21 protein-coding genes and 1 riboswitch are annotated in these 20,644 nt (G+C 62.5%); of the genes, 15 read left to right on the plus strand and 6 right to left on the minus strand.

Translation table 11 applies throughout. The features are described from left to right. From U9R81_RS06890 to U9R81_RS06960, 15 genes are all read left to right on the plus strand, one after another. On the plus strand, nt 1-428 hold a 428-nt coding region (locus tag U9R81_RS06890), incomplete at its 5' end, for a GNAT family N-acetyltransferase (protein WP_322494768.1). Between the two features lie 701 nt (nt 429-1,129). Further along, nucleotides 1,130-2,059: a metal ABC transporter solute-binding protein, Zn/Mn family gene (locus U9R81_RS06895; RefSeq protein ID WP_322494769.1), complete on the plus strand. Its 930-nt coding sequence runs from the start codon at nt 1,130-1,132 to the stop codon at nt 2,057-2,059. 50 nt (nt 2,060-2,109) lie between these two features. After that, entirely contained in the window at nt 2,110-2,886 is a 777-nt protein-coding gene (locus U9R81_RS06900; protein WP_322494770.1) for a metal ABC transporter ATP-binding protein, read from the plus strand. Between the two features lie 9 nt (nt 2,887-2,895). Beyond that, the gene (locus U9R81_RS06905; RefSeq protein ID WP_322494771.1) at nt 2,896-3,783 is read left to right on the plus strand and encodes a metal ABC transporter permease; all 888 of its coding nucleotides are present in this window, start codon (nt 2,896-2,898) and stop codon (nt 3,781-3,783) included. Nucleotides 3,784-3,796: 13 nt separating this feature from the next. Beyond that, entirely contained in the window at nt 3,797-4,891 is a 1,095-nt protein-coding gene (locus U9R81_RS06910; protein ID WP_416180944.1) for a metal ABC transporter permease, read from the plus strand. 156 nt (nt 4,892-5,047) lie between these two features. After that, a complete protein-coding gene (locus U9R81_RS06915) occupies nt 5,048-5,719 on the plus strand; it encodes a TrkA family potassium uptake protein (protein WP_322494773.1) in 672 nt (223 codons plus the stop codon). After that, the gene (locus tag U9R81_RS06920; protein ID WP_322494774.1) at nt 5,716-7,092 is read left to right on the plus strand and encodes a TrkH family potassium uptake protein; all 1,377 of its coding nucleotides are present in this window, start codon (nt 5,716-5,718) and stop codon (nt 7,090-7,092) included. Before U9R81_RS06915 ends, U9R81_RS06920 begins: the two co-directional genes overlap by 4 nt. Before the next feature lie 7 nt (nt 7,093-7,099). Continuing rightward, nucleotides 7,100-8,281 (plus strand): radical SAM family heme chaperone HemW, encoded by a 1,182-nt coding sequence (gene hemW, locus U9R81_RS06925; RefSeq protein ID WP_322494775.1) that lies wholly within the window; start codon nt 7,100-7,102, stop codon nt 8,279-8,281. A gap of 96 nt (nt 8,282-8,377) precedes the next feature. After that, nucleotides 8,378-8,484, plus strand: a riboswitch (SAM riboswitch). Nucleotides 8,485-8,544: 60 nt separating this feature from the next. Then, nucleotides 8,545-9,588 carry an S-methyl-5-thioribose-1-phosphate isomerase gene (mtnA, locus tag U9R81_RS06930; RefSeq protein ID WP_322494776.1) on the plus strand — a complete coding sequence of 348 codons (1,044 nt, stop codon included), beginning with the start codon at nt 8,545-8,547 and terminating at the stop codon, nt 9,586-9,588. Beyond that, entirely contained in the window at nt 9,585-10,646 is a 1,062-nt protein-coding gene (locus tag U9R81_RS06935; protein ID WP_322494777.1) for a hypothetical protein, read from the plus strand. The genes mtnA and U9R81_RS06935 overlap by 4 nt, the downstream gene beginning before the upstream one ends. Nucleotides 10,647-10,691: 45 nt before the next feature. Then, nucleotides 10,692-11,666 (plus strand): carbohydrate kinase family protein, encoded by a 975-nt coding sequence (locus tag U9R81_RS06940; RefSeq protein ID WP_322494778.1) that lies wholly within the window; start codon nt 10,692-10,694, stop codon nt 11,664-11,666. Beyond that, nucleotides 11,663-12,706 carry a Gfo/Idh/MocA family oxidoreductase gene (locus U9R81_RS06945; RefSeq protein WP_322494779.1) on the plus strand — a complete coding sequence of 348 codons (1,044 nt, stop codon included), beginning with the start codon at nt 11,663-11,665 and terminating at the stop codon, nt 12,704-12,706. The genes U9R81_RS06940 and U9R81_RS06945 overlap by 4 nt, the downstream gene beginning before the upstream one ends. A 17-nt stretch (nt 12,707-12,723) precedes the next feature. Then, nucleotides 12,724-13,986 (plus strand): adenosylhomocysteinase, encoded by a 1,263-nt coding sequence (gene ahcY / locus U9R81_RS06950; protein ID WP_066788103.1) that lies wholly within the window; start codon nt 12,724-12,726, stop codon nt 13,984-13,986. A gap of 84 nt (nt 13,987-14,070) precedes the next feature. Continuing rightward, nucleotides 14,071-15,282: a methionine adenosyltransferase gene (gene metK, locus U9R81_RS06955; protein WP_322494780.1), complete on the plus strand. Its 1,212-nt coding sequence runs from the start codon at nt 14,071-14,073 to the stop codon at nt 15,280-15,282. A gap of 107 nt (nt 15,283-15,389) precedes the next feature. Continuing rightward, the gene (locus U9R81_RS06960; RefSeq protein WP_322494781.1) at nt 15,390-16,256 is read left to right on the plus strand and encodes a YitT family protein; all 867 of its coding nucleotides are present in this window, start codon (nt 15,390-15,392) and stop codon (nt 16,254-16,256) included. On the opposite strand, the gene U9R81_RS06965 is transcribed toward U9R81_RS06960, so the two are convergent. The 6 genes from U9R81_RS06965 to U9R81_RS06990 all read right to left on the minus strand — a co-directional run bounded on the left by U9R81_RS06965 (nt 16,240) and on the right by U9R81_RS06990 (nt 20,520). Beyond that, entirely contained in the window at nt 16,240-16,491 is a 252-nt protein-coding gene (locus tag U9R81_RS06965) for a FeoC-like transcriptional regulator (protein ID WP_322494782.1), read from the minus strand. The genes U9R81_RS06960 and U9R81_RS06965 overlap by 17 nt on opposite strands. Nucleotides 16,492-16,527: 36 nt before the next feature. Then, complete coding sequence (gene feoB, locus U9R81_RS06970; protein WP_322494783.1) at nt 16,528-18,252, minus strand: ferrous iron transport protein B; 1,725 nt, start codon at nt 18,250-18,252, stop codon at nt 16,528-16,530. Next, nucleotides 18,249-18,782, minus strand: coding sequence for a FeoB small GTPase domain-containing protein (locus tag U9R81_RS06975; protein ID WP_322494784.1), 534 nt, complete (start codon nt 18,780-18,782; stop codon nt 18,249-18,251). The genes feoB and U9R81_RS06975 overlap by 4 nt, the downstream gene beginning before the upstream one ends. Further along, nucleotides 18,782-19,036 carry a FeoA family protein gene (locus U9R81_RS06980; RefSeq protein WP_322494785.1) on the minus strand — a complete coding sequence of 85 codons (255 nt, stop codon included), beginning with the start codon at nt 19,034-19,036 and terminating at the stop codon, nt 18,782-18,784. The genes U9R81_RS06975 and U9R81_RS06980 overlap by 1 nt, the downstream gene beginning before the upstream one ends. Next, on the minus strand, nt 19,033-19,278 hold the full coding sequence (locus tag U9R81_RS06985; protein WP_322494786.1) for a ferrous iron transport protein A: 246 nt from the start codon (nt 19,276-19,278) through the stop codon (nt 19,033-19,035). The genes U9R81_RS06980 and U9R81_RS06985 overlap by 4 nt, the downstream gene beginning before the upstream one ends. A gap of 507 nt (nt 19,279-19,785) precedes the next feature. Further along, nucleotides 19,786-20,520, minus strand: a complete 735-nt coding sequence (locus U9R81_RS06990) for a metal-dependent transcriptional regulator (RefSeq protein WP_322494787.1) — start codon at nt 20,518-20,520, stop codon at nt 19,786-19,788. Nucleotides 20,521-20,644 lie beyond the last annotated feature (124 nt).

Raw genomic sequence — 20,644 nt, forward strand, 5'->3', positions numbered from 1 at the left:
TGCCTGATGTGCCGGCGGCGTGGCACACCCGCCTCGCCGAACCCAATGACGCCGATGCGCTGACCGCGATCATCGCCGATGCCTTCGGCGACCCCGTCGAGCAGGTGGCGGCGTTTGTCGCCGACCGCATCGCGAACCCGGTGCATCGCTTTGTGATCGGCGAAATCGGCGCGAGACCGGTGGCGGCGCTGCGCCTGCTGCGCAGCGAGCAGGGGATCATGATCACGACAGTTGGCGTGCGCCGTGACCAACAGGGCCGCGGGTATGGCCGGTTGCTCTTGCTGACCACGCTGCACCGCCTGCTCGCCGCCGGCTATCACGATATCCGGATCGAAGTGGAAGAGACCAACGTGCCGGCCTTTAACCTCTACTGCGCGTGCGGCTTTGTGCCGCAGCGACGGTACGGGATGTATGCTCGCCCCCAGTAAAGCCTCACGGCGGTGCGGCTCTCCTAACCGCACGACAAGACGCAAAGCAGGAAAAGGCGCAGTAGAGCCGGACGGCTGTCCGGATCCGCAGAGGGCGCAAAGATCTTAAACGCAAAGCCGCCAAGGGCGCAGAGAGCGCAAAGAGTTTTTGGAGAATAACACCCAGTCCGTCATCCTCGGCGTCCTCTGCGGTAAACAAACCCTCACCCCCAACCCCTCTCCCACTGGCGTGGGCGAGGGGCGTTACGGTGTTCCGCTCAACGGTGCATGTCACGACAACACAGCAGATCCCCCTCTCCCATCGTGCGGTGGGAGAGGGGGCCGGGGGGTGAGGGCACCTCCCCTCCCCCAGCGGGAGAGGGGCCGGGGGTGGGGGCAAGATCCCCGCGCCGCAGGCTTCGTCCTCTTAGCGCGACCCTTCAGCGCTGGGTTCGCCGTCCTGCCTTCCCAGAGCCGGCTCGTGCCGCTGTCGCGGGAGATTGCTTCGGTCGGGCGCACCCAGCACGGCTGGGTGCCGCCACTCTCTCGCAATGACAGCCAGAAAGCGGGTGAGGGGAACCGCAATCCCTCTGCGCCCTTGGCGTCCTCTGCGGTAAAAAAACCAACCGCCGCACTCCATATCATCAGCTAGCGCCTCTTGACAGGGGGTGGTTTCTCTGCTATTTTAGGTATGGCTAAAAAATATTTTTGCAGGGATTGATATGCGTCTTCGGCTCGGCTTCATTTTGGTCTTACTTGTGATCCTGAGCGGCTGCGCCGCGCCGGCAGCCGACGGGAGGATCCGGGTGGTCGCGACCATCGGCCCGATTGGCGATATTGTGCAGGCGTTGGCCGGCGAGCGGGTGGCGTTGCGCACGATGCTCGGCCCCGGCATCGATCCGCACACCTATGTCGCGACCGAGAGCGACTTGTTCGCCCTGCAAGAGGCCCGGCTGATTCTCTACAACGGCCTGCACCTCGAAGCCGGTCTGAGCCGGGTATTTACGGCGATTAATCGCAGCGGGCGGATACCCGCGATTGCTGTGGCGGAAGCGGTGCCGGAGGCGCTGCGGTTGCGCTGGGCAGAAGGCGATAAGGTGTACGATCCGCACGTGTGGCACGATCCGCAACGCTGGCGCTACGCGGTGGAAGCGGTGCGCGATGCGTTGATCGCGGTTGACCCGGCGGGTAGCGCGATCTACCGGCAGCGCAGCGATCAGTATCTGGCTGAGTTGCAGACGCTCGATGCGGAGCTGCGCGCGTTGATCGGACAGATTCCGCCCGAGCGGCGCATCCTTGTGACCGCGCACGATGCCTTTCAATATTTTGGGCAGGCCTACGGCTTGCGAGTGGAAGCGGTGCAGGGCATCAGCACGGCCAGCGAAGCCAGCGCCGCCGATATTCGCGCCTTGACCGAACTGGTGGTTGCTAACCGTATTCCGGCGATCTTCGTCGAGACCAGTGTCTCGCCGCGCACGATCGAGGCGGTGCAGAACGCGGCTCGCGCCGCCGGCCATGAGGTGCGGGTTGGCGGTGAACTCTACTCCGACTCGCTCGGCGATCCTGATGGGCCAGCCGGGACGTATTTCGGTATGATGCGCCACAATATGCAGACGATCGTCGCTGCGCTGGCGCCTGCCGGTTTAGATTGATGATGGCAACCAGCGGTAGTTGAACTGATGCACTTATGGAGGAAATACGTATGGCGTTCGCCGTCGAAATAGAAGACCTGACCGTCGCCTACGGCGACAAACCGGCGCTCTGGGATGTTGATTTGCGCGTGCCGCAGGGGGTGTTGATGGCGATTGTCGGCCCTAACGGGGCCGGCAAGACGACGCTGCTCAAGGCTACCTTGGGGTTGATCAAGCCGGTAGCGGGCAGCGTGCGGATTCACGGCCAGCCCTACGAGCAACAACGCCGCCTTGTCGCCTATGTGCCGCAACGCAGCAGCGTTGACTGGGACTTTCCCACGACGGTGCTGGATGTGGTGATGATGGGACGCTACGGCCAGCTTGGCTGGTTGCGCCGTCTGGGCCGGGCCGAGCGCGAAGCGGCCTTGGCTGCGCTCGAACAGGTGCAGATGGCCGATTTCGCCTACCGCCAGATCGGCCAGCTCTCCGGCGGCCAGCAGCAACGGGTCTTCTTGGCCCGCGCCTTGGCCCAAGACGCCGAGGTCTATTTTATGGATGAGCCGTTCCAAGGGGTGGACGCCGTCACCGAGCGGGCGATCATCTACGTCTTGCGCAGGCTGCGCGCCGCCGGCAAGACGGTGGTGGTGGTGCATCACGACTTGCAAACCGTGCCGGAGTATTTCGATCAGGTAGCGCTGATCAATGTGCGCCGGATTGCCGCCGGCCCGGTGCGCGAGGTGTTTACTGAAGCCAATTTACGCGCAACCTACGGTGGCCGGGTGGCGCTGCTGAGTGCGAACGGTTCGGCTGGCGCTGTTATTACACCCACGCCAGCGCCGGGAGATTGATGCGAGCCTATGGAACTCTTCACCGACTATACGCTGCGCAACGTTACCCTCGGCTCAATGCTGCTCGGCGCGATCAGCGGCTTGCTTGGCTGCTTTGCGGTGCTGCGCCGGCAAGCATTGCTCGGCGATGCAATGTCGCACGCGGCCTTGCCCGGCATTGCGATCGCGTTTTTGGTGACCGGCCAGCGTGACCCGTTTACGCTGCTGCTCGGCGCCGCCATTGCGGCGCTGGCCGCTGCGCTCTGGTTGTTGGCGATCGTGCGCACCAGCCGGATCAAGGATGACGCGGCGCTGGCCCTGATCCTCGCCGTCTTTTTTGGCTTTGGCTTGGTGCTGCTCTCGTATGTCCAGCGCCAACCCACCGCCGCCCAAGCTGGCCTCAAGAGTTTTCTGTTTGGGCAAGCGGCGGCCTTAGTCGAACGCGATCTGTGGGCTATGCTGGCGATTGGCGGGCCGGCGCTAGCGTTGATCGCGATCTTTTGGCCGCAGGTGAAACTGATCAGCTTCGACCCCGATTTTGCCCGCAGCCTTGGCCTGCCGGTGCGCCGGTTTGAGGTATTGCTGACCGGTGCGATCGTCGCGGCCATCGTGATCGGGTTACAGACGGTTGGAGTGGTGTTGATGAGCGCGATGCTGATTGCGCCGGCGGTGGCTGCCCGCCAGTGGACGAACCGGCTTGAGATGATGGTGTTGCTGGCTGCCGGCTTTGGCGCGCTGGCGGCGTTGATCGGAGCGTGGATCAGTGCGCAAGGCGAGCGGCTCGCTACCGGGCCGATGATTGTGCTGGCGATGAGCGCCTTGACTGCCGTCTCGCTGCTGATCGCCCCTGAACGCGGCTTGCTCTGGCGACGGTGGCGGCTGATACGGCAATGGCAGATCGGGAATGGCGAGAGATGAGGTGGAGGCCATGCTGACGCCACAACTCGAAGTGCAACTGATTGCCGTGATCATCGCCGCCGCCTGCGCCTTGCCGGGAGTGTTCCTCGTGTTGCGCCGCATGGCCATGCTGAGCGACGCGATCAGCCATACGGTCTTGCTGGGGATTGTGCTGGCCTACCTGATCAGCAACAGTCTCGCCTCGCCGCTGTTGTTTGTGGGTGCGGCAGCAATGGGCGTAATCACGGTCTGGCTAGTCGAAATGGTCAGCGGCAGCCGGCTGGTGCGCGAAGACGCCGCGATCGGGTTGGTCTTTCCGGCACTGTTCAGTATCGCGGTGTTGCTCATCTCGCGTTACACCGGCAACATCCACCTCGACACCGATAGCGTGTTACTGGGGGAATTGGCCTTTGCGCCGTTTGACCGGATCACGCTGTTGGGGATCGATCTGCCGCGCGCGTTGTTCTTCGGCAGCGGCGCGTTGATCTTGAATGCGATCTTGCTTGCCCTCTTCTACAAAGAGTTGAAATTAGCGACATTTGATCCGGCCTTGGCCGCCACCCTCGACTTCAGCCCCGCCATCATCCACTATGGCCTGATGACGAGTGTCTCGCTGACCGCCGTCACTGCCTTTGACGCGGTTGGTTCGATCTTGGTGATCGCGTTGATGGTCGCGCCGCCGGCGACGGCCTACCTGCTCACCGACCGGCTGCCGCGCATGATCGGTCTCAGCGTCGCGATCGGGGTCGCCGCTGCGCTCAGCGGGTATTGGGTCACGCGCTGGCTCGATGTCTCGATTGCCGGCGCCATGGCGACAATGGCCGGCATTGGCTTCGGTGCGGCATGGCTCTTCGCGCCGCAGCGCGGCATCGTTGCGCAGGCGTTGCAGCACCGCAGCCGCCGCGAGCAGTTTGCCGTGCAGATGTTAACTCTGCACCTGCTCAACCACGAGGGCACTGGCGATGCGGTGATCGAGTGCCACCCCCGCCACTTGATCGAAGAACTGCGCTGGCCGCCGGCCTTCGCCAGCGCGATCGTCCGCCGGGCCGAGCAGAGTGGATTAGTGCGGCGGCAAGGCGACGTGTTATGCCTGACCGAACAGGGCCGGGCATTGGCCCGCGACTTGTAGAGCCGCACGGCGGTGCGGCTCCCCCTGACGGTGTTTCCCCACGTATTGTTCAGCCGCACGGCGGTGCGGCCCCGCCCCCCGCACAGCCATGCGCCCCATGCGGTACAATGACACCAGCGATATGAATAACGACGCCATTGAAGGAGGGAGAGTCGCATGGCGCGCAAGCCAAGCCGGCTCGAATTCGCCGTGATCGGCCTTGGTCGCTTTGGGCGCAGCGTCGCGCTAAACCTACTTGAACGCGGCCACACGGTGTTAGGAATTGATCGCGATCCGAATATTGTCCAGCAATTAGCTGACCGCATGACCCAAGTGGTCGCGCTGGATTCAACCAACGAAGATGCGCTGCGGGCAGTTGACATCTTGTCATTCGACACGGTGGTGGTGGCAATCGGATCGCAATTTGAAGCCAACTTGATGACCACCGTTGCGCTCAAGCAACTCGGTGTCAAGCGGGTGGTGTGCAAGGCGCTCAACGAGCGGCAGCAATACATCTTAACCCGCGTCGGCGCCGATATGGTGGTGTTGCCTGAACACGAAGCCGGCGCCCGGCTGGCATGGCAACTCTCGGAACCGCACGTGATCGAGCATCTTAACCTTGGCCACGGTTTCAGTGTGGCTGAAGTCAAAGTGCCGGCGCCGCTGGTTGGGCAGACCCTCATGCAAAGCGGCTTGCGCCGGCGCTACGGCATCAACGTCCTCGCCGTCAATCATAACGGCAAGATGATCGTCACACCGCCGCCCGATTATGTGTTTAGCCGCGATGACCGGATTCTGATCATCGGCGCTGACGCCAGTATCAGCACCTTCTGCGATCTATCATCATGACGACCCTTGTTAGCGGCAGCAGTTTAGCTCGCTTGCGACGCAAGCCCATCCCGCCGCCAATCCGGATTGTGGGTGGATTAGCGCTCTTGGTTGTGATTGGCACCGGTCTGCTCTTGCTGCCGATCAGCAGCACGCGACCATTAACCTTCATGGAGGCGCTGTTCACCGCGACCTCAGCCTTGAGCGTCACCGGTTTGTCGGTGATCGCGCCAGTGCAAGACCTTTCATTAGTGGGCCAAATCCTGCTCATGCTCTTGATTCAGATCGGCGGTGTCGGCTTTATGGTCGTCGCCGTGATTATCTTCCGGTTGTTGGGACGGCGGATTAGCTTCACCGATCGGATTGCTCTCAGTGACTCGCTCGGCCTGCTCTCGCCAGAGGCGATTGTGATGCTGACACGGCGGGTGTTGATCACCGTGATCGCAATCGAAACGATTGGCGCGGCGCTGCTCTACATCCATTGGCGCTCTGATCCGCGGCTGAGTGAGGGGCAAGCGCTCTTCTACGCGATGTTTCACGCCGTCTCAGCGTTTTGCAACGCCGGGTTTGATCTCTTTACCGGCACTCCCGGCTTCGAGAATGGGATTCCGCGCGACAGTGTCACGCTGTTCGTCATGGGAACACTCATTTTTCTCGGCGGGTTGGGCATCCCGGTAATCGCCGATCTGATCTCGTATGCCCGCGAACACAAGCTATCGCTGCATACGCGCATTACGCTTATCGTCGTGACGCTGCTTGTGAGTGGCGGCGCAGTCGGGCTTTGGCTGAGCGAGGGGGTCGATGCTGATGGCGCGTTACACGGGCAACCGCTCGATCGCCAGATTATCGTCGTCACGTTTCAATCTATCTCGGCCCGTACCGCCGGCTTTTCGGGCATCGCCAACTTTGAGGAATTAACCGCGGGCAGCCAACTGCTGCTCATCGCGTTAATGTTCATCGGCTGTGCGCCGGCCTCGATGGGTGGCGGCATCACAACCGGCACCTTCGCCGTGCTCTCGATTTCGCTCTGGAGTTACGCGCGCAACTTGCCGACCGCCCAATTCGGCGGGCGCAGCCTCGCCACCGGCATGGTGCGGCGCGCCGCCGCTGTGTTAACCATTTCGCTCTTCGTGGTGCTGTTTGCGTCGTGGCTGATTGTCACCACCCACGACACCACGCTCGACCGGGCAGTGTTTGAAGTGGTATCAGCGTTTGCCACATGCGGTTTGACACTGGGATTCACCAGTGAACTCAATACTTTTGGCCAACTCGTAATTATTGCAGTGATGTTTTGGGGCAGATTAGGCGCATTGACGATCATCACTGCGATCGCACGACCCAATGCCGCGCCGCAAGCGGTTGCCTACCCTGAAGAGCAGATTTTGATCGGGTAACGCTGCTATGCGCCATCTCTACCTCCATATTCCATTCTGCCATCGCCGCTGTTCGTACTGCGATTTCAACACCTACGCCAACATGGAGCACCGGATCGCGGCGTATGTTGATGCGCTCTGCGCCGAACTGGCCATGCTGCGCGAGCAGCTCCCGCCGTTGCCGTCATCGCCTGAAGCAGCGGCGTTGCGACCGAGCATCTTCTTTGGCGGCGGCACGCCGAGTATGCTCACCCCGGCCCAGATCGAGCGCATCTTGCAGGCAGCAGCGGCGATCGTGCCTTTAGCGCAGGCCGAAATCTCGCTTGAAGCCAACCCCGGCACGGTGTTGGGACGCGACTACCTGCGCGATCTGCGCGCGCTTGGCGTCAACCGGCTGAGTATGGGGGTGCAGAGCCTGCACGACCCGACCTTGCGTATGCTTGGCCGGATTCATACCGCCGCCGAAGCGCGGGCCAGCTACGAAGATGCTCGCAGCGTGGGATTTGAGTCGATTAACCTCGATTTCATCTTCGGCTTGCCGGGGCAAGACTTGGCCGAATGGCGCGTCACTTTACAAGAGGTGATCAGGTGGGACGTCGATCACTTCGCGCTCTACGCGCTGATTCTGGAAGAGAGCACGCCACTCTACACGCAGGTGACGGCGGGACGCCTGCGCGTGCCCGATGACGATCTGACCGGCGCGATGTACGAGCTGGCGATGGATCTGCTCGGCCAAGCTGGCTACCGCCACTACGAGATTTCCAACTGGGTGCGCCCGCATCCCGCCGACCGGCCCGGCGCGCCGCCCACGCTGGCTTGCCAGCACAATCTGGCCTACTGGCTCAACAGCGATTATCTTGCCGCCGGGGCCGGCGCCCATGGCCACGTCTTCCCGCAGCGGTACGCCAACCTATGCCCAATCGACAGCTACATCGCCGCAGTGCAGGCCGGCCAGCGCCCGATCGCCGAGACCACGCCGCTCACCGGCGCCGATCTGGCCGCCGAAACGATGTTTATGGGGTTGCGGCTCGACATCGGCGTCAGTTTCGCCCATTTCGCCGCCCGCACCGGCCAGCCGTTAACCGCGGTTTATGGCGCCACCCTGACCGAACTCAGCGCGCAGGGGTTGATCACCATCGATCACGAACGGGTGCGGTTGACCAACCGTGGCCGGATGCTGGGCAATCAGGTGTTTGCCCACTTTGTGTAGAACCAGCGATCGAGCTGTTTGCCGCTTGCGCATACCCGTGTTATAATCGCACACAACGTTTGCGTGCAGCGCCACGGCGCGCCGGCAAACTTCAGATGCTCATCGAGATGGGCTGAGGGACTGGCCCGATGACGCCCGGCAACCCCCGTCAGGGAAGGTGCCAAATCCAGCGGCAATGGACAACATTGGCCGGAAGATGAGAGGAACGACGTGATTATCGGAGCCTCTCGCCGCGCGAGTGGCTCCATCTTATTGCAACGCCTATGGAACTCCGCACTGTCTGGTGGGAAGAGGAATCGGTTCGCCTGATCGACCAGCGCAAGCTGCCGCACACGTTTGAAGTGGTGCATTGCACCGAGTTGGCCCACGTTGCTCACGCGATCCGGAGTATGCAAGTGCGCGGCGCGCCGGCGATCGGCTGCACCGCCGCCTACGGGATGGCATTGGCCGCCCGCCAGAGCAGTGCTGCTTCCCCCGAAGCATTGCTCGCCGATCTCCAGCGGGCGAAGGCAACCCTCGACTCCCAGCGCCCTACCGCAGTGAATCTGGCATGGGCCACCGCGCGCATGCTGCGCCGGGCCGAGGCGGTTGCCGCCGAAGGCGTCGACGCGATCAAGGCAGCGCTTTTGGCCGAGGCCGAGGCGATCTATGCCGAGGATTTGGCCATGTGCCACGCCATCGGCGACCACGGCGCGCCGCTGATCCCGCCCCGCGGCCACGTGCTCACCCACTGCAACGCCGGCGGGTTGGCCACCGCCGGCTACGGCACTGCGTTGGCCCCGATCCGCACCGCCTTCGCCCAAGGCCGCCCGATCCACGTCTTTGTTGATGAGACACGCCCCTTCTTACAGGGAGCGCGCTTGACCGCGTGGGAACTGCTGCAAGCCGGGATTCCCCAGACCCTGATAACCGACAATATGGCCGCATTTATGATGCAGCGCGGCCTCGTTGACTGCATCATCGTCGGCGCTGACCGCATCGCCGCTAACGGCGATGTCGCCAACAAGATCGGCACCTACGGCTTGGCCGTACTTGCTCGCTATCACAACATCCCCTTCTACGTCGCCGCTCCTTACTCCACCATCGACCTCGCCACTGCTAGCGGCGCCGAGATCCCGATTGAAGAGCGTGATCCGGCTGAGGTGACGCATATTGCCGGGATCGCGATTGCGCCGCACGGTGTCAATGCCGCGCACCCAGCCTTTGATGTGACGCCGCACGAATTGGTGACAGCCATTATTACCGAGCGTGGCGTGGTGCGCCCACCCTTCCTTGACGCTTTACGTCAACTTGCGAGCGAGCCATGAGCGGCTTTGGCGCGTTTCAACCAGCTTGCCGGCCTCTGCTGCGCGGTGGGTTGCCGCATGCCAACCCAGCAACGGTTGCCCAGTTGATCTGCCAGTATCTGCCGCAGACGCCGGCATGGCCGTTGCCGTCGCCGCGCACACTGGCCGATACGCCATTTGCGCTGGCGGCGCAGGGATTGCCCGGCGTACAGATCGATATTGAACGCGACCGGCTAGAGGTTGAGCACGAAACGCTGGAACGCGATGCGGCCCAAGTTGGTCTCGCCTACCTCCGCAGCGATGCCCAGTTTGCCGCGCTGAGCGGCCCGGCAGTCACGGTGCTGGAAGAATTGCTGCGCCGGCTCAATACCGAAGAACGGCAACCACTGTTGTTCAAATACGAGACGATCGGCCCGGTGAGCCTCAGCTTGGCGCTGACCGATGATCACGACCGGCCACTGGCCTACGAGCCGGAATGGCGCGAGCTCTTGCTCTATTTGTGCAGCCTGCGCGTGGCATGGCAGCACGAACAGGTGCAGGGGTACGCCATTCGCCGGCTGGTCATGATCGATGAGCCGTTCCTCGATGCGCTGTCAACGCCGCTCTGCCCGCTCACGTGGGAGGATGGCCTCGATCTGCTCAACCGGTTACTGGTTAATCTGCCGAGCCGTCGTGGTCTCTTTCTGAGCGGTCGGGTGCAGTGGGAAGAGGTGTTGCACCTGCCGGTCGATGTGGTCGGCTGCCATCTGGTTGACCATCTGCAACCGCTGCTGGCCGCCGCAACGCCGCTCGCCGAATTTCTGGCCGATGGCGGATGGGTGGCGTGGGGAGTAGTACCGGCGGAAGCGCGCCTGCTCGCCAACGCGCAGAGTGCCGAACTGCGTGATCAGACGTTGCAGGCGATGCGGCAGATCGCTGCAACCACCGGCGTTGATGCGGCAGTAGTGCAACGCCAATCGTTTCTCTCATTTACCGGTAGTTTAGCCTACCTCAACCCGGCTCAAGCCGAACAAGCGTTGCAGCTCTGCGCTGAGACGGCGCAGTTAATCCAACAAGCGGTTGGTTTTACTGAGATGTAACATCGGTCTCCCGCTGGTCGCGGGGTATGCAGAGGAGTACGTACCGTGAAGATCGTAGTTACCGGTTCACTAGCCTTCGATTACATCATGGATTTTCCCGGCTATTTCAAAGATTTTATGCTGAGCGACAAAGCGCATGTTATTTCGGTCAGCTTTCTGGTCGATTCGATGCGCAAGCTGCGCGGCGGCGTCGCCGGGAATATTGCCTACAATCTGGCACTGCTCGGCGAACGGCCGCTGATCGTTGGCGCCGCCGGCCACGATTTCGGCGCCTATCGCGAGTGGCTCGAAGAGCAGGGAGTGGACACCAGCGGGATTGCGATCATCGAGCACGAGTTTACCTCCTCTTGCTTTATCAATACCGATCAGGCCAATAACCAGATTGTCGCGTTCTACGCTGGCGCGATGGGACACGATCACCACAATTCCCTCCTCAATCGCGGCTTGACGGCAGACGATCTGGTGTTGATTTTGCCGACCAACCCCGACGCGATGCGCCGGTTCGCCCTCGAATGCCAGCAGATGGGGGTGCCCTATATCTTCGATCCGGGCAAGCAGACGCCGCGGCTTGACCCTGACCTGCTGGCGGTTGGCTTGCAAGGGGCGCGGGTGTTGATCAGCAACGACTACGAGTTTGGGATGATGGCGAAGTGTCTCGGCATCAGCGAAGACGAGCTGATCGCACGCGCGCCGATTACGGTGGTGACACGCGGCGTCGAAGGTTCGCAGATCTATGTTGATGGCCAACTCGCCGCCAAAATCCCGATCGCCCCAGTCACCGAGGTGCGCGACCCGACCGGCGCCGGTGATGCCTATCTGTCTGGAATTGCGTTTGGACTGGCGCGCGGTCTGCCGCTGGAAGTGACCGGACGGATCGCGGCGCTCTGCGCGGCCTACGCAATTGAAGAGCGCGGCTGCCAAGAGCATCGCTTTACGCTAGCCCAGTTTGCCGAGCGGTATCGCACCGCGTTCGGTCACGATCTGCCGCTCGACGTCTTCTCGCTGCGGGAGGCGGCATGAAGTGGGGCATTCTCAGCGCTGGTCGGATTGCCCGCCGATTTGCCGGCGCGTTGGCCGCTTCGCCGACCGAACAGACCGTCGCGATCGCGGCACGTGACCCTGCCCGTGCAGTGATGTTCGCCGCCGATTTCGGCATTCCGCGCGCCTACAGCGATTACACCGCGCTGTTAGCCGATCCGGAGGTCGAGGCGGTCTATATCGCGCTGCCCAATGCTTTGCATGCTGAATGGTCAATTGCGTCCTTGCAAGCCGGCAAGCACGTGCTCTGCGAAAAGCCAATGGCGACCACGCTGGCCGATGGGTTGGCGATGGTAGCTGCGGCCCAAGCCAACCGGCGGCTGCTGATGGAGGCATTTATGTATCGCTTCCATCCGCAGACGATCACCGTCCAACGCTTATTGGCCGACGGCGTGATCGGTGAGGTGCAACAGGTGCGCGGCAGCTTCGCCTTCTGGCTTGATGATGCGGCGAATATTCGCCTTGACCCCGCCTTAGGCGGCGGTGCGCTCTACGATATTGGCTGCTATCCGCTGAGCTATGCTCGCATGGCCTTTGGCTCTCGCCCCCAAATGGCAAGCGCGTTTAGCGCCGGTGAACCGATCGATCTGAGCCTCAGCGGCTTGCTGCGCTTCGCTGCCGATCGGTTTGCGACGATCACGTGCAGCTTCCGCAGCGCATGGAACCAGCGGGTTGAGATTATCGGCGACGCTGGCTGGATCCATCTTGAGCTTCCGTTTAACCCGACCCCCGAACAGGCGACGACGATCGCCGTGGCTCGCGGCGGTCGCCACGTCACGGTTGAAACGATCACCATTCCGCCAGCTGATCACTTTCAGTTAGAGGCGGAAGGCTTTGCGCGGCTCGCCGCCGCCGGTGAACCCATTCCCGCCATCGGCGCGATGCCGCTCACCGAATCGCTCGACAATCTCGCTGCGATGGAGGCGCTGTTTGCCAGTGCCAACACTGCAACTCATTCGGTTATTCTCGAACCAGCGTTAGCGCCGGAGTGGCCGGCACGCACGCTGGTTAGGCATGAGTAAAGGAGTAACGAAACGGTATGACCGCAAGCTACGACATTAAAGACATCAGTCTTGCCGAGCAGGGCCGCAAGCGGATCGAGTGGGCCGAGAAAGAGATGCCGGTGCTGCGCTTGATCCGCGAGCGCTTTGCCCGCGAGCGGCCATTGGCCGGCCTGCGCATTAGCGCCTGTCTGCACGTCACCACCGAGACTGCCAACCTGATGCGCACGCTGGCCGCCGGTGGCGCCGATGTGGTGCTGGTCGCCTCTAACCCGCTGAGTACCCAAGATGATGTGGCGGCGGCGCTGGTTGCCTACGAAGAGATCCCGGTCTTCGCGATTAAGGGTGAGAGCAACGACGTCTACTACAGCCATATCCGGGCGGCGCTGGATCACAATCCGCAACTGACGATGGACGACGGCGCCGATTTGGTGACTGGCGTGCTGAAGGATCGGCCTGACCTCATCCCGCACATGGTCGGCAGCACCGAAGAGACGACTACTGGCGTCATCCGGCTCAAGGCGATGGCCAAGCAAGGCGTGTTGCCCTTCCCGGTGATCGCGGTCAACGACAGCGACACCAAGCACATGTTCGACAACCGCTACGGCACCGGCCAGAGCACGCTCGACGGCATCATCCGCGCTACCAACATCCTGCTGGCCGGCAAGACCTTCGTTGTCGCCGGCTATGGCTGGTGCTCGCGCGGCATTGCCGAGCGCGCGCGCGGCTTGGGCGCAAATGTGATCGTCACCGAGATCGATCCAGTCAAGGCGCTCGAAGCGGTGATGGACGGCTTCCGGGTCATGCCGATGGAGCAGGCCGCACCGCAAGCCGACTTTATCGTCACCGCCACCGGCAACAAGCATGTAATCGACAGCAATGCCTTCGCGGTGATGAAAGACGGCTGCGTGATCGCCAATAGCGGTCACTTCAACGTCGAGATCAATATCCCGGCCCTCGAAGCGCTCAGCGTCGAGAAGCGCCAACCCCGCGCCTTCGTTGATCAGTACATTCTGCGCGACGGGCGGGCGATCAACCTGCTCGGCGAAGGCCGCTTGATCAATTTGGCCAGCGCCGAAGGCCACCCCAGCGCAGTGATGGATATGAGCTTCGCCAATCAGGCGTTGGCAAGCGAGTTCTTGTTGCGCAACCAAGGCAAGTTGCCAGTTGGCGTGCATGCGTTGCCCAAAGAACTCGATCGCGAGATCGCAGCGTTGAAGTTAGCGGCGATGGGTATCTCGATCGACACCCTCACCCCCGAACAAGAGGCCTACCTCAATTCGTGGCAAGAGGGCACGTAAATCGTCGCGGATGCGCGGCCCCGGTGGGCCGCGCCCCCGTCCGATAGAAAACAGGTCGAACCACCACACAGCAAGAGGTTGACTATGGCGAACACCTTCATGAACTCCCCGCGCTTCTACTTCACCAGCGAAAGCGTGAGCGAGGGGCACCCCGACAAGATGTGCGACCAGATTAGCGACGCTATCCTCGACGCCTTCCTCAGCCACGATCCGAAAGCGCGGGTCGCGGTTGAGACCGCCACCACCACCGGGTTGATCGTCGTGTTGGGTGAAGTGACCTACGAGCGCGGCTACATCCCGATCGAAGAGATCGTCCGCCGCACGGTGAAAGAGATCGGCTATACCAGTGGCGAATACGGCTTCGACGCCGACACCTGCGGCGTAATGGTCGCTATCCACGGCCAATCGCCCGACATCGCTATGGGGGTTGACAAGGCGCTCGAAGCCAAGACTGGCGCGATGCAAGATGATGTCGAGGCGGTTGGCGCCGGCGATCAGGGTATGATGTTCGGCTTCGCCTGCGATGAGACGCCTGAGCTGATGCCGGCCAGCATTGCGCTTGCCCACCGCTTGATCCGCCGGCTCGAACGGGTGCGCAAAGATGGCACCTTGCCCTACCTGCGCCCCGATGCCAAGTCGCAGGTGACGGTCGAGTACAGCTTCGGCAAGCCGGTGCGGGTCGATACGGTGCTGATCAGCAGCCAGCACGCGCCTGACATCACCCAAGAGCAAATCCGGGCCGATCTGATCGAGCACGTGATCAAGACTGAGGTGCCGGAAGCGTGGCTCGACACGCAGACCAAGATCTTCATCAACCCGACCGGACGCTTCGTGATTGGCGGCCCGATGGGTGATAGCGGCTTGACCGGGCGCAAGATTATCGTTGACACCTACGGCGGCGTTGCCCGCCACGGCGGTGGCGCCTTCAGCGGCAAAGACCCCTCGAAGGTCGATCGCAGCGCCGCCTACGCCTGCCGCTGGGTGGCCAAGAACATTGTCGCCGCCGGCCTTGCCCGCCGCGTCGAGCTGCAAGTGAGCTACGCCATCGGCGTTGCCCGCCCGCTCTCGCTCAGCGTCGAGACCTTTGGCACCGGCACGGTCGCCGATGAGGTGATTCTGAAGGCGGTCAACGAGGTGTTCGACCTGCGACCCGGCGCGATTATCCGCGATCTCGACCTGCGCCGCCCGATCTATCGTAAGACGGCAGCCGGCGGGCACTTTGGCCGCACCGACATCGATCTGCCATGGGAGCGCACCAACCGCGTGGAGGAGTTGCGCCGCGCGGCTAGGTTGTAGCGCTGACAGGAAAAACTAACGCAAAGGCGCAAAGGGTTGTTAGTGCGTAAAAGCGTGCTTTTACCCGCTTTCACCCCTTTGCGTCTTTGCGTGCATAAAGGTGTGACATGACCGCTTCATCGCGCTGGCGGCGGATTGCCAGCACATTGTACGACTACGCTTTGCTCACGATTGGCGCGCTGCTGAGCGCCACTGCCGTGCGCTTCTTTCTGGTGCCGAATCAGGTGGTGAGCGGCGGCATTACCGGCGTGGCCCAGTTGCTGAACACCTTTCTCGGCACGCCGGTTGGCGCGGTGGTACTGATCCTGAACGTGCCGTTGCTGATTGCCGGATGGCGCTACCTCGGCGGGGCAGTCTTCGGCGTACGCACGTTTTACACGGTGGTGGTGATGTCACTGGCGATCGATGGCCTCGCTCCCTTTGCCCGCCCGATCACCAACGATCCGCTGCTGTACAGCCTCTACGGCGGTCTGATTGACGGGTTGGGGATTGGGTTGGTCTTGCGCGCGCGCGGCACCACCGGCGGGAGCGATATTCTCGCCCGCCTGATCGAGCGGCGTTTTGGCATTCAGCCGGGGCGCAGCTTGTTAGGCTTCGACACGATGGTCTTTACTGCTGCTCTGTTTAGCTACGGCCCCGAAAAGATTCTGTACGCGCTGTTGGTGGCGTTTACCTCTAGCCGGGCGATTGACACCGTGCTGGCTGCCGGCAAAGGAGCGCGGCAGGCGCTGATTATCACCGCTACCCCAGAACCGATCCGGCAAGCCGTGCTCCACCGGCTCGGTCGCGGCCTTACCCAACTCGAAGGCATTGGCGGCTACACCGGCATGACGCGGGCCGTGTTGCTCTGCGTGGTGGCCCGCACCGAAATTGGCGCGCTCAAGAATATCATTAGCACGGTTGACCCCGCCGCCTTCGTGATTGTCGGCGAAGTTGACGAGGTGATCGGCGAGGGGTTTAGTCGATCAACGTGATTATCCGCGGGCCGGCGCTGCGAAACGGGCACCCCTGCGGATAATCGTGGCACGTGCAGCCGGCCCCGCCCCCGCCGCAACTCAGCACCGCCGTATCGCGCAACCGGCCTTTGCGCACCCAAAACGCGATCATCCCCTCAAGCGCGCTCGGTTCAATCTGCAAACGCTGGCTCAGTTCGGCCAGCGACAACGGTTGTTCGGCTTGTTCGAGGATTTCGAGGATTTGATAGAGCATTGACGCCTCACCCTAGTCGCTCGCGCAACGAGCGGTTTACATGCCAATCAAGCGCCCGCCTTGGAACACGATCAACGCCGCCAGCCACGCAATCGCAAACTGGCCCAGCAAACTGGTCAGCATCCAGCGCAGGCCAAACTCGTGCCGGCTGGCGGCCAGCGTCGCCACGCACGGCGTATAGAGCAAGACAAAGACGAGCAAGGCGAGCGCCGCCGCTGTCGCATGGCCATTGCTGCTCGCAGCGAGACCGGCTTGGATCGCCGTCGCCAACTCGTCAGCCACCGGCTCAGCTTCCGCCGCGCTGAGGTCGATCCCGATGATCCCCGGTAACGCGCGCAGCGCATCGCCAATCGCCGCGCCAAAACCGGTGACAATCGCCGCCGCATCTTCACCCAACGACGGCGATGCTGGCGGCTCAGCGACCGCATCCTCTCCCACATACACCTGCGTCAGCGTGCCGACCACCACCTCTTTCGCGATCAGGCCGGTCACCAGCGCGCCGCTGCTTTCCCAATTACTAAAACCAAGCGGCGCAAACACCGGCGCCACTGCGTGAGCCAGCGCGGCAAAGGCGCTCTGATCGACCGGCGTCGCGGCAAATTGGCCATCGCCGCGCGCCGGGATCGCCAGCAACAGCCAGACCCCGACACTCATCGCCAAGATCAACGTACCCGCCTTGCGCACAAACGCCGCGGTGCGCTCCCACATCTGCCGCCAGATCTGGCGCAAGGAGGGCACGCGATACGGCGGCAGTTCGAGCACGAACGGAGTTGGCGGCTGGCGCGCAAACAGGATGCGGCGTGCCAGTGCCCCCACCCCTACCGCCACCACAATGCCGGTGAGGTACAACCCGAAGATCACCTGCCCGGCGTAGGCGGGGAAGAAGATCATCGCAATGAGCACATAGACCGGCAGGCGCGCGCTGCAACTCATAAACGGCACCAGCAGACCGGTGAGAATGCGATCGCGGCGGCTATCGAGCGTGCGAGTGGCGTAGATCGCCGGCACCGAACAGCCAAAACCGACGATCATCGGCAAAAAGCTCTTGCCGTGGAGGCCAAACAGCCGCATGACCCGATCCATCACGAAGGCGGCGCGGGCCATGTACCCCGAATCTTCCAGCAGCGCCAGCGCGAAGTAGAGGCTAAACAGCACCGGCACAAAGGCCAGCACCCCACCTACCCCGGCAACCACGCCATCGATCAGCAGCGACTCGAACCAGCTGCCGCCGGCGCCAATCATGCCCAACAACGCAACCACCCAGCGGCTGAGCGGGCCGCTGACCACGCTATCGAGCCAATCGACAAACGGCGCTGCAACATCGGTGGTTAGTTTGAAGACCACCCACATGACGGCCAGAAACACAGGAATGCCGAACCAGCGATGCGTTACGATGCGGTCGATCCGGTCAGAGAGTGTGGCGGGCGGGGTCGCCGGGCGAGTCACGGCGCGCGTGGCCACCTCGTGGACGAAACGGTAACGCTGGTCAACCATCACAATATCGAGCTCATCGCCATAGACCGCGCGCAGCCGCTCAAGGCTATCGTTCAGCGCCGCGACCACAGCGCTACCGCCGTGGGCCTCGATCTCGGCCAGCAGCGTTTCATCACCTTCCAGCACCTGAATCGCCAGCCAACGCGACGGATAGACAGCCAACGCTGGTGTTTGGGCGAAGAGCGCCGCCAACTGCGCGATCTCGCGCTCAACCGGCGCAGGGTAGGAAAAAGGAATCTGCGGCGCCAACCCAGCCATCGTCGTCATACCGCCACCTCACGCGCCAGCTCGTGCTTGGGCAGAGCAGCCAACCGCTCAGCTATCGCCGCCTTTAGCGCCGGCAAACCCTCGCCGCGACCAGCCGCCAGCGCCACCACCGGCACCCCCAACCCGGCGGCCAGCGCCGCAGTATGAATGGTGATGCCGCGACTTTTGGCGATGTCGATCATATTCACCGCCACCAACAACGGCACGCCAGTTTCGAGCAATTGGGCCGTCATGTAGAGGTTGCGTTCAAGATTCACGGCATCAACCACGTTCACCACCAGATCGGGCCGTTCGCGGACAATAAAATCGCGCGCAATTTGCTCTTCGAGCGAACGGGCGGCCAGACTGTAGGCGCCGGGCAGATCGACCACCATCACCACCATGCCCTTCAGCGTCAAGCGCCCCTCTTTGCGTTCGACCGTCTTGCCCGGCCAGTTGCCGGTGTGCTGATTGAGACCGGTCAGCGCATTGAAAATCGTGCTCTTGCCCACATTCGGATTCCCGGCCAAAGCCACCAATGTCGCCGCCATCAGTAAGCCCCCTGTTCAACCACCGTCACCAACAACGCATGGGCCAGCGGGTACTCCAGCGCCATCCGGGTATCGCCGAGGGCGATCATCAAAGCGCTGCCGCTATCCGCCACCACCGACAGCTCAATACCGGGCACAAACCCCAACTCAGATAAACGCCGGCTGATGCGCTGGCTGCTTTGAATCCCGACCAACTTCGCGCGAACCCCGTGATTGACAAATCGCAACGGAATTGGATGGCTCGTCTGTTTCATTGCTTCAGCTCCACCTGAATCGAACGCGCATCGGCCTTGCGCAACGATAACCGATAGCCCTTCACTGTCACCTCTAGCGGATCGCCGAGCGGCGCAACGCCGCTCACGATCACCGTCTCGCCGGTAATTAGGCCCATATCGAGCAAACGGCGGCGCACAGCGCGGTCACCTTCAATCCGCACAATCACCGCCGGCTGGTCACGCGCCAGTTGGTCGAGGGTCATCGTGGTCGCGGTTGCCATAACGTTTTGGTACTCCTTAGCATAAATCGAGGAAAATTTATGGGATGCCTTAACACTTATACCAGAAGCGCTGGTGATGAGAAAAGTGAGAAATCGGCAACTGTGGGGAAAGAAAGTATGACTCTGAGTGCGGCAACCTGCTTCCCCCCTGTCCTTGCGAGCGCAGCGCAGCGGAGCGAAACCATCCCCCGCGAGCCCGGGAACGGCCCCTTGCCGCTGAAGTTGCGGGACGGACAGCACATGTGGTTGCGGACAACCGTTGTTCGCTGTACGAAGCCTTACAACCCGATGCTGCACTCCCCCTCTCCCGCGCTAATAGAGAGGGGCTGGGGGTGAGGGCCAGCCCGCACAGCGGGCTTCGTAAGCTTAGCCCCGCCCTGAAGGGCCGGGCGCCGGATCACGCACCCTTTCCGCCGAAGGCGGAGCTTGCTGCGGGGGCAGGCAGCACGCCGCGCTACCCCTACGCCCCTCGCAATGACAGACAAGGCGACGGGCTTGCCCCACCCCCTACCCAACCGGCGGGCACTCGTGGGTTTCACCGCGCACACAAGCCCAAAATGCGCTACACCGCCGCCAAGCGGCCCGTCGATCGGCGGCGGGTACCGCCAGCATCACCCGCGACGCCAGCGCGGGCGCAAGGGCCAGTTGGTGTTCGCCGGTTTGCACGAGCACCGATTGATCGTCGCTGACCGCTAATACCTCGACGGTAGCGCCGGAAGCCAACCCTTGCCGGGATAGAAAGGCAATGGCTGCTGGTTCCGCGTCAATCGCCGTGATCACGCCGTGCGTGCCGGCGGTGCAGGCAGCGAGCGGCTGCGGCGTTGCTGCGGCATCGATCCGCGTCGCGGGATCGCGCTCAAGAAATGCTTTCAACGCCGCATCGAGCCGCTCTGAGGTGATATGTTCGAGCTGGCACGCCAGCGCATCGGCCTCTGCCGGATCGATACCGAGGTTTTCCACCAGAAAAATCACCCACATCCGCCGGCGCGAGAGGATCCGCTGCGCCCACTCTTCACCATCGGGCGTGAGCGTGACGCCGCGGTAGGGCTGGTAGCAGAGCAAGCCACGCTCTTGCAAGCGATGGCACATTTCGTTGGCCGAGACTTGCGACACCCCTAGCCGGCTGGCCAGCACCGACAACGGCACCGGCTGATCGGGCGCTTTGCGCAAGAGGGCCGTCATTACCAGATACATTTCGACGCTTTCGCTCATCGCTTGCCCTGCCATGTTTAGGATAGCCATAACATTTAGCCCTATTGTACCACAGAGCGACGCTAGGCGGCTTGTTCCGCCATCGCCGCAATCGCGGCGGCCAGCAGGGCCGGTTGGCCGCCGCCACCTTGGGCCATCCGGACATTGCCGCCGC

Source organism: Chloroflexus sp. (assembly GCF_034435895.1).
Taxonomy (GTDB): domain Bacteria; phylum Chloroflexota; class Chloroflexia; order Chloroflexales; family Chloroflexaceae; genus Chloroflexus.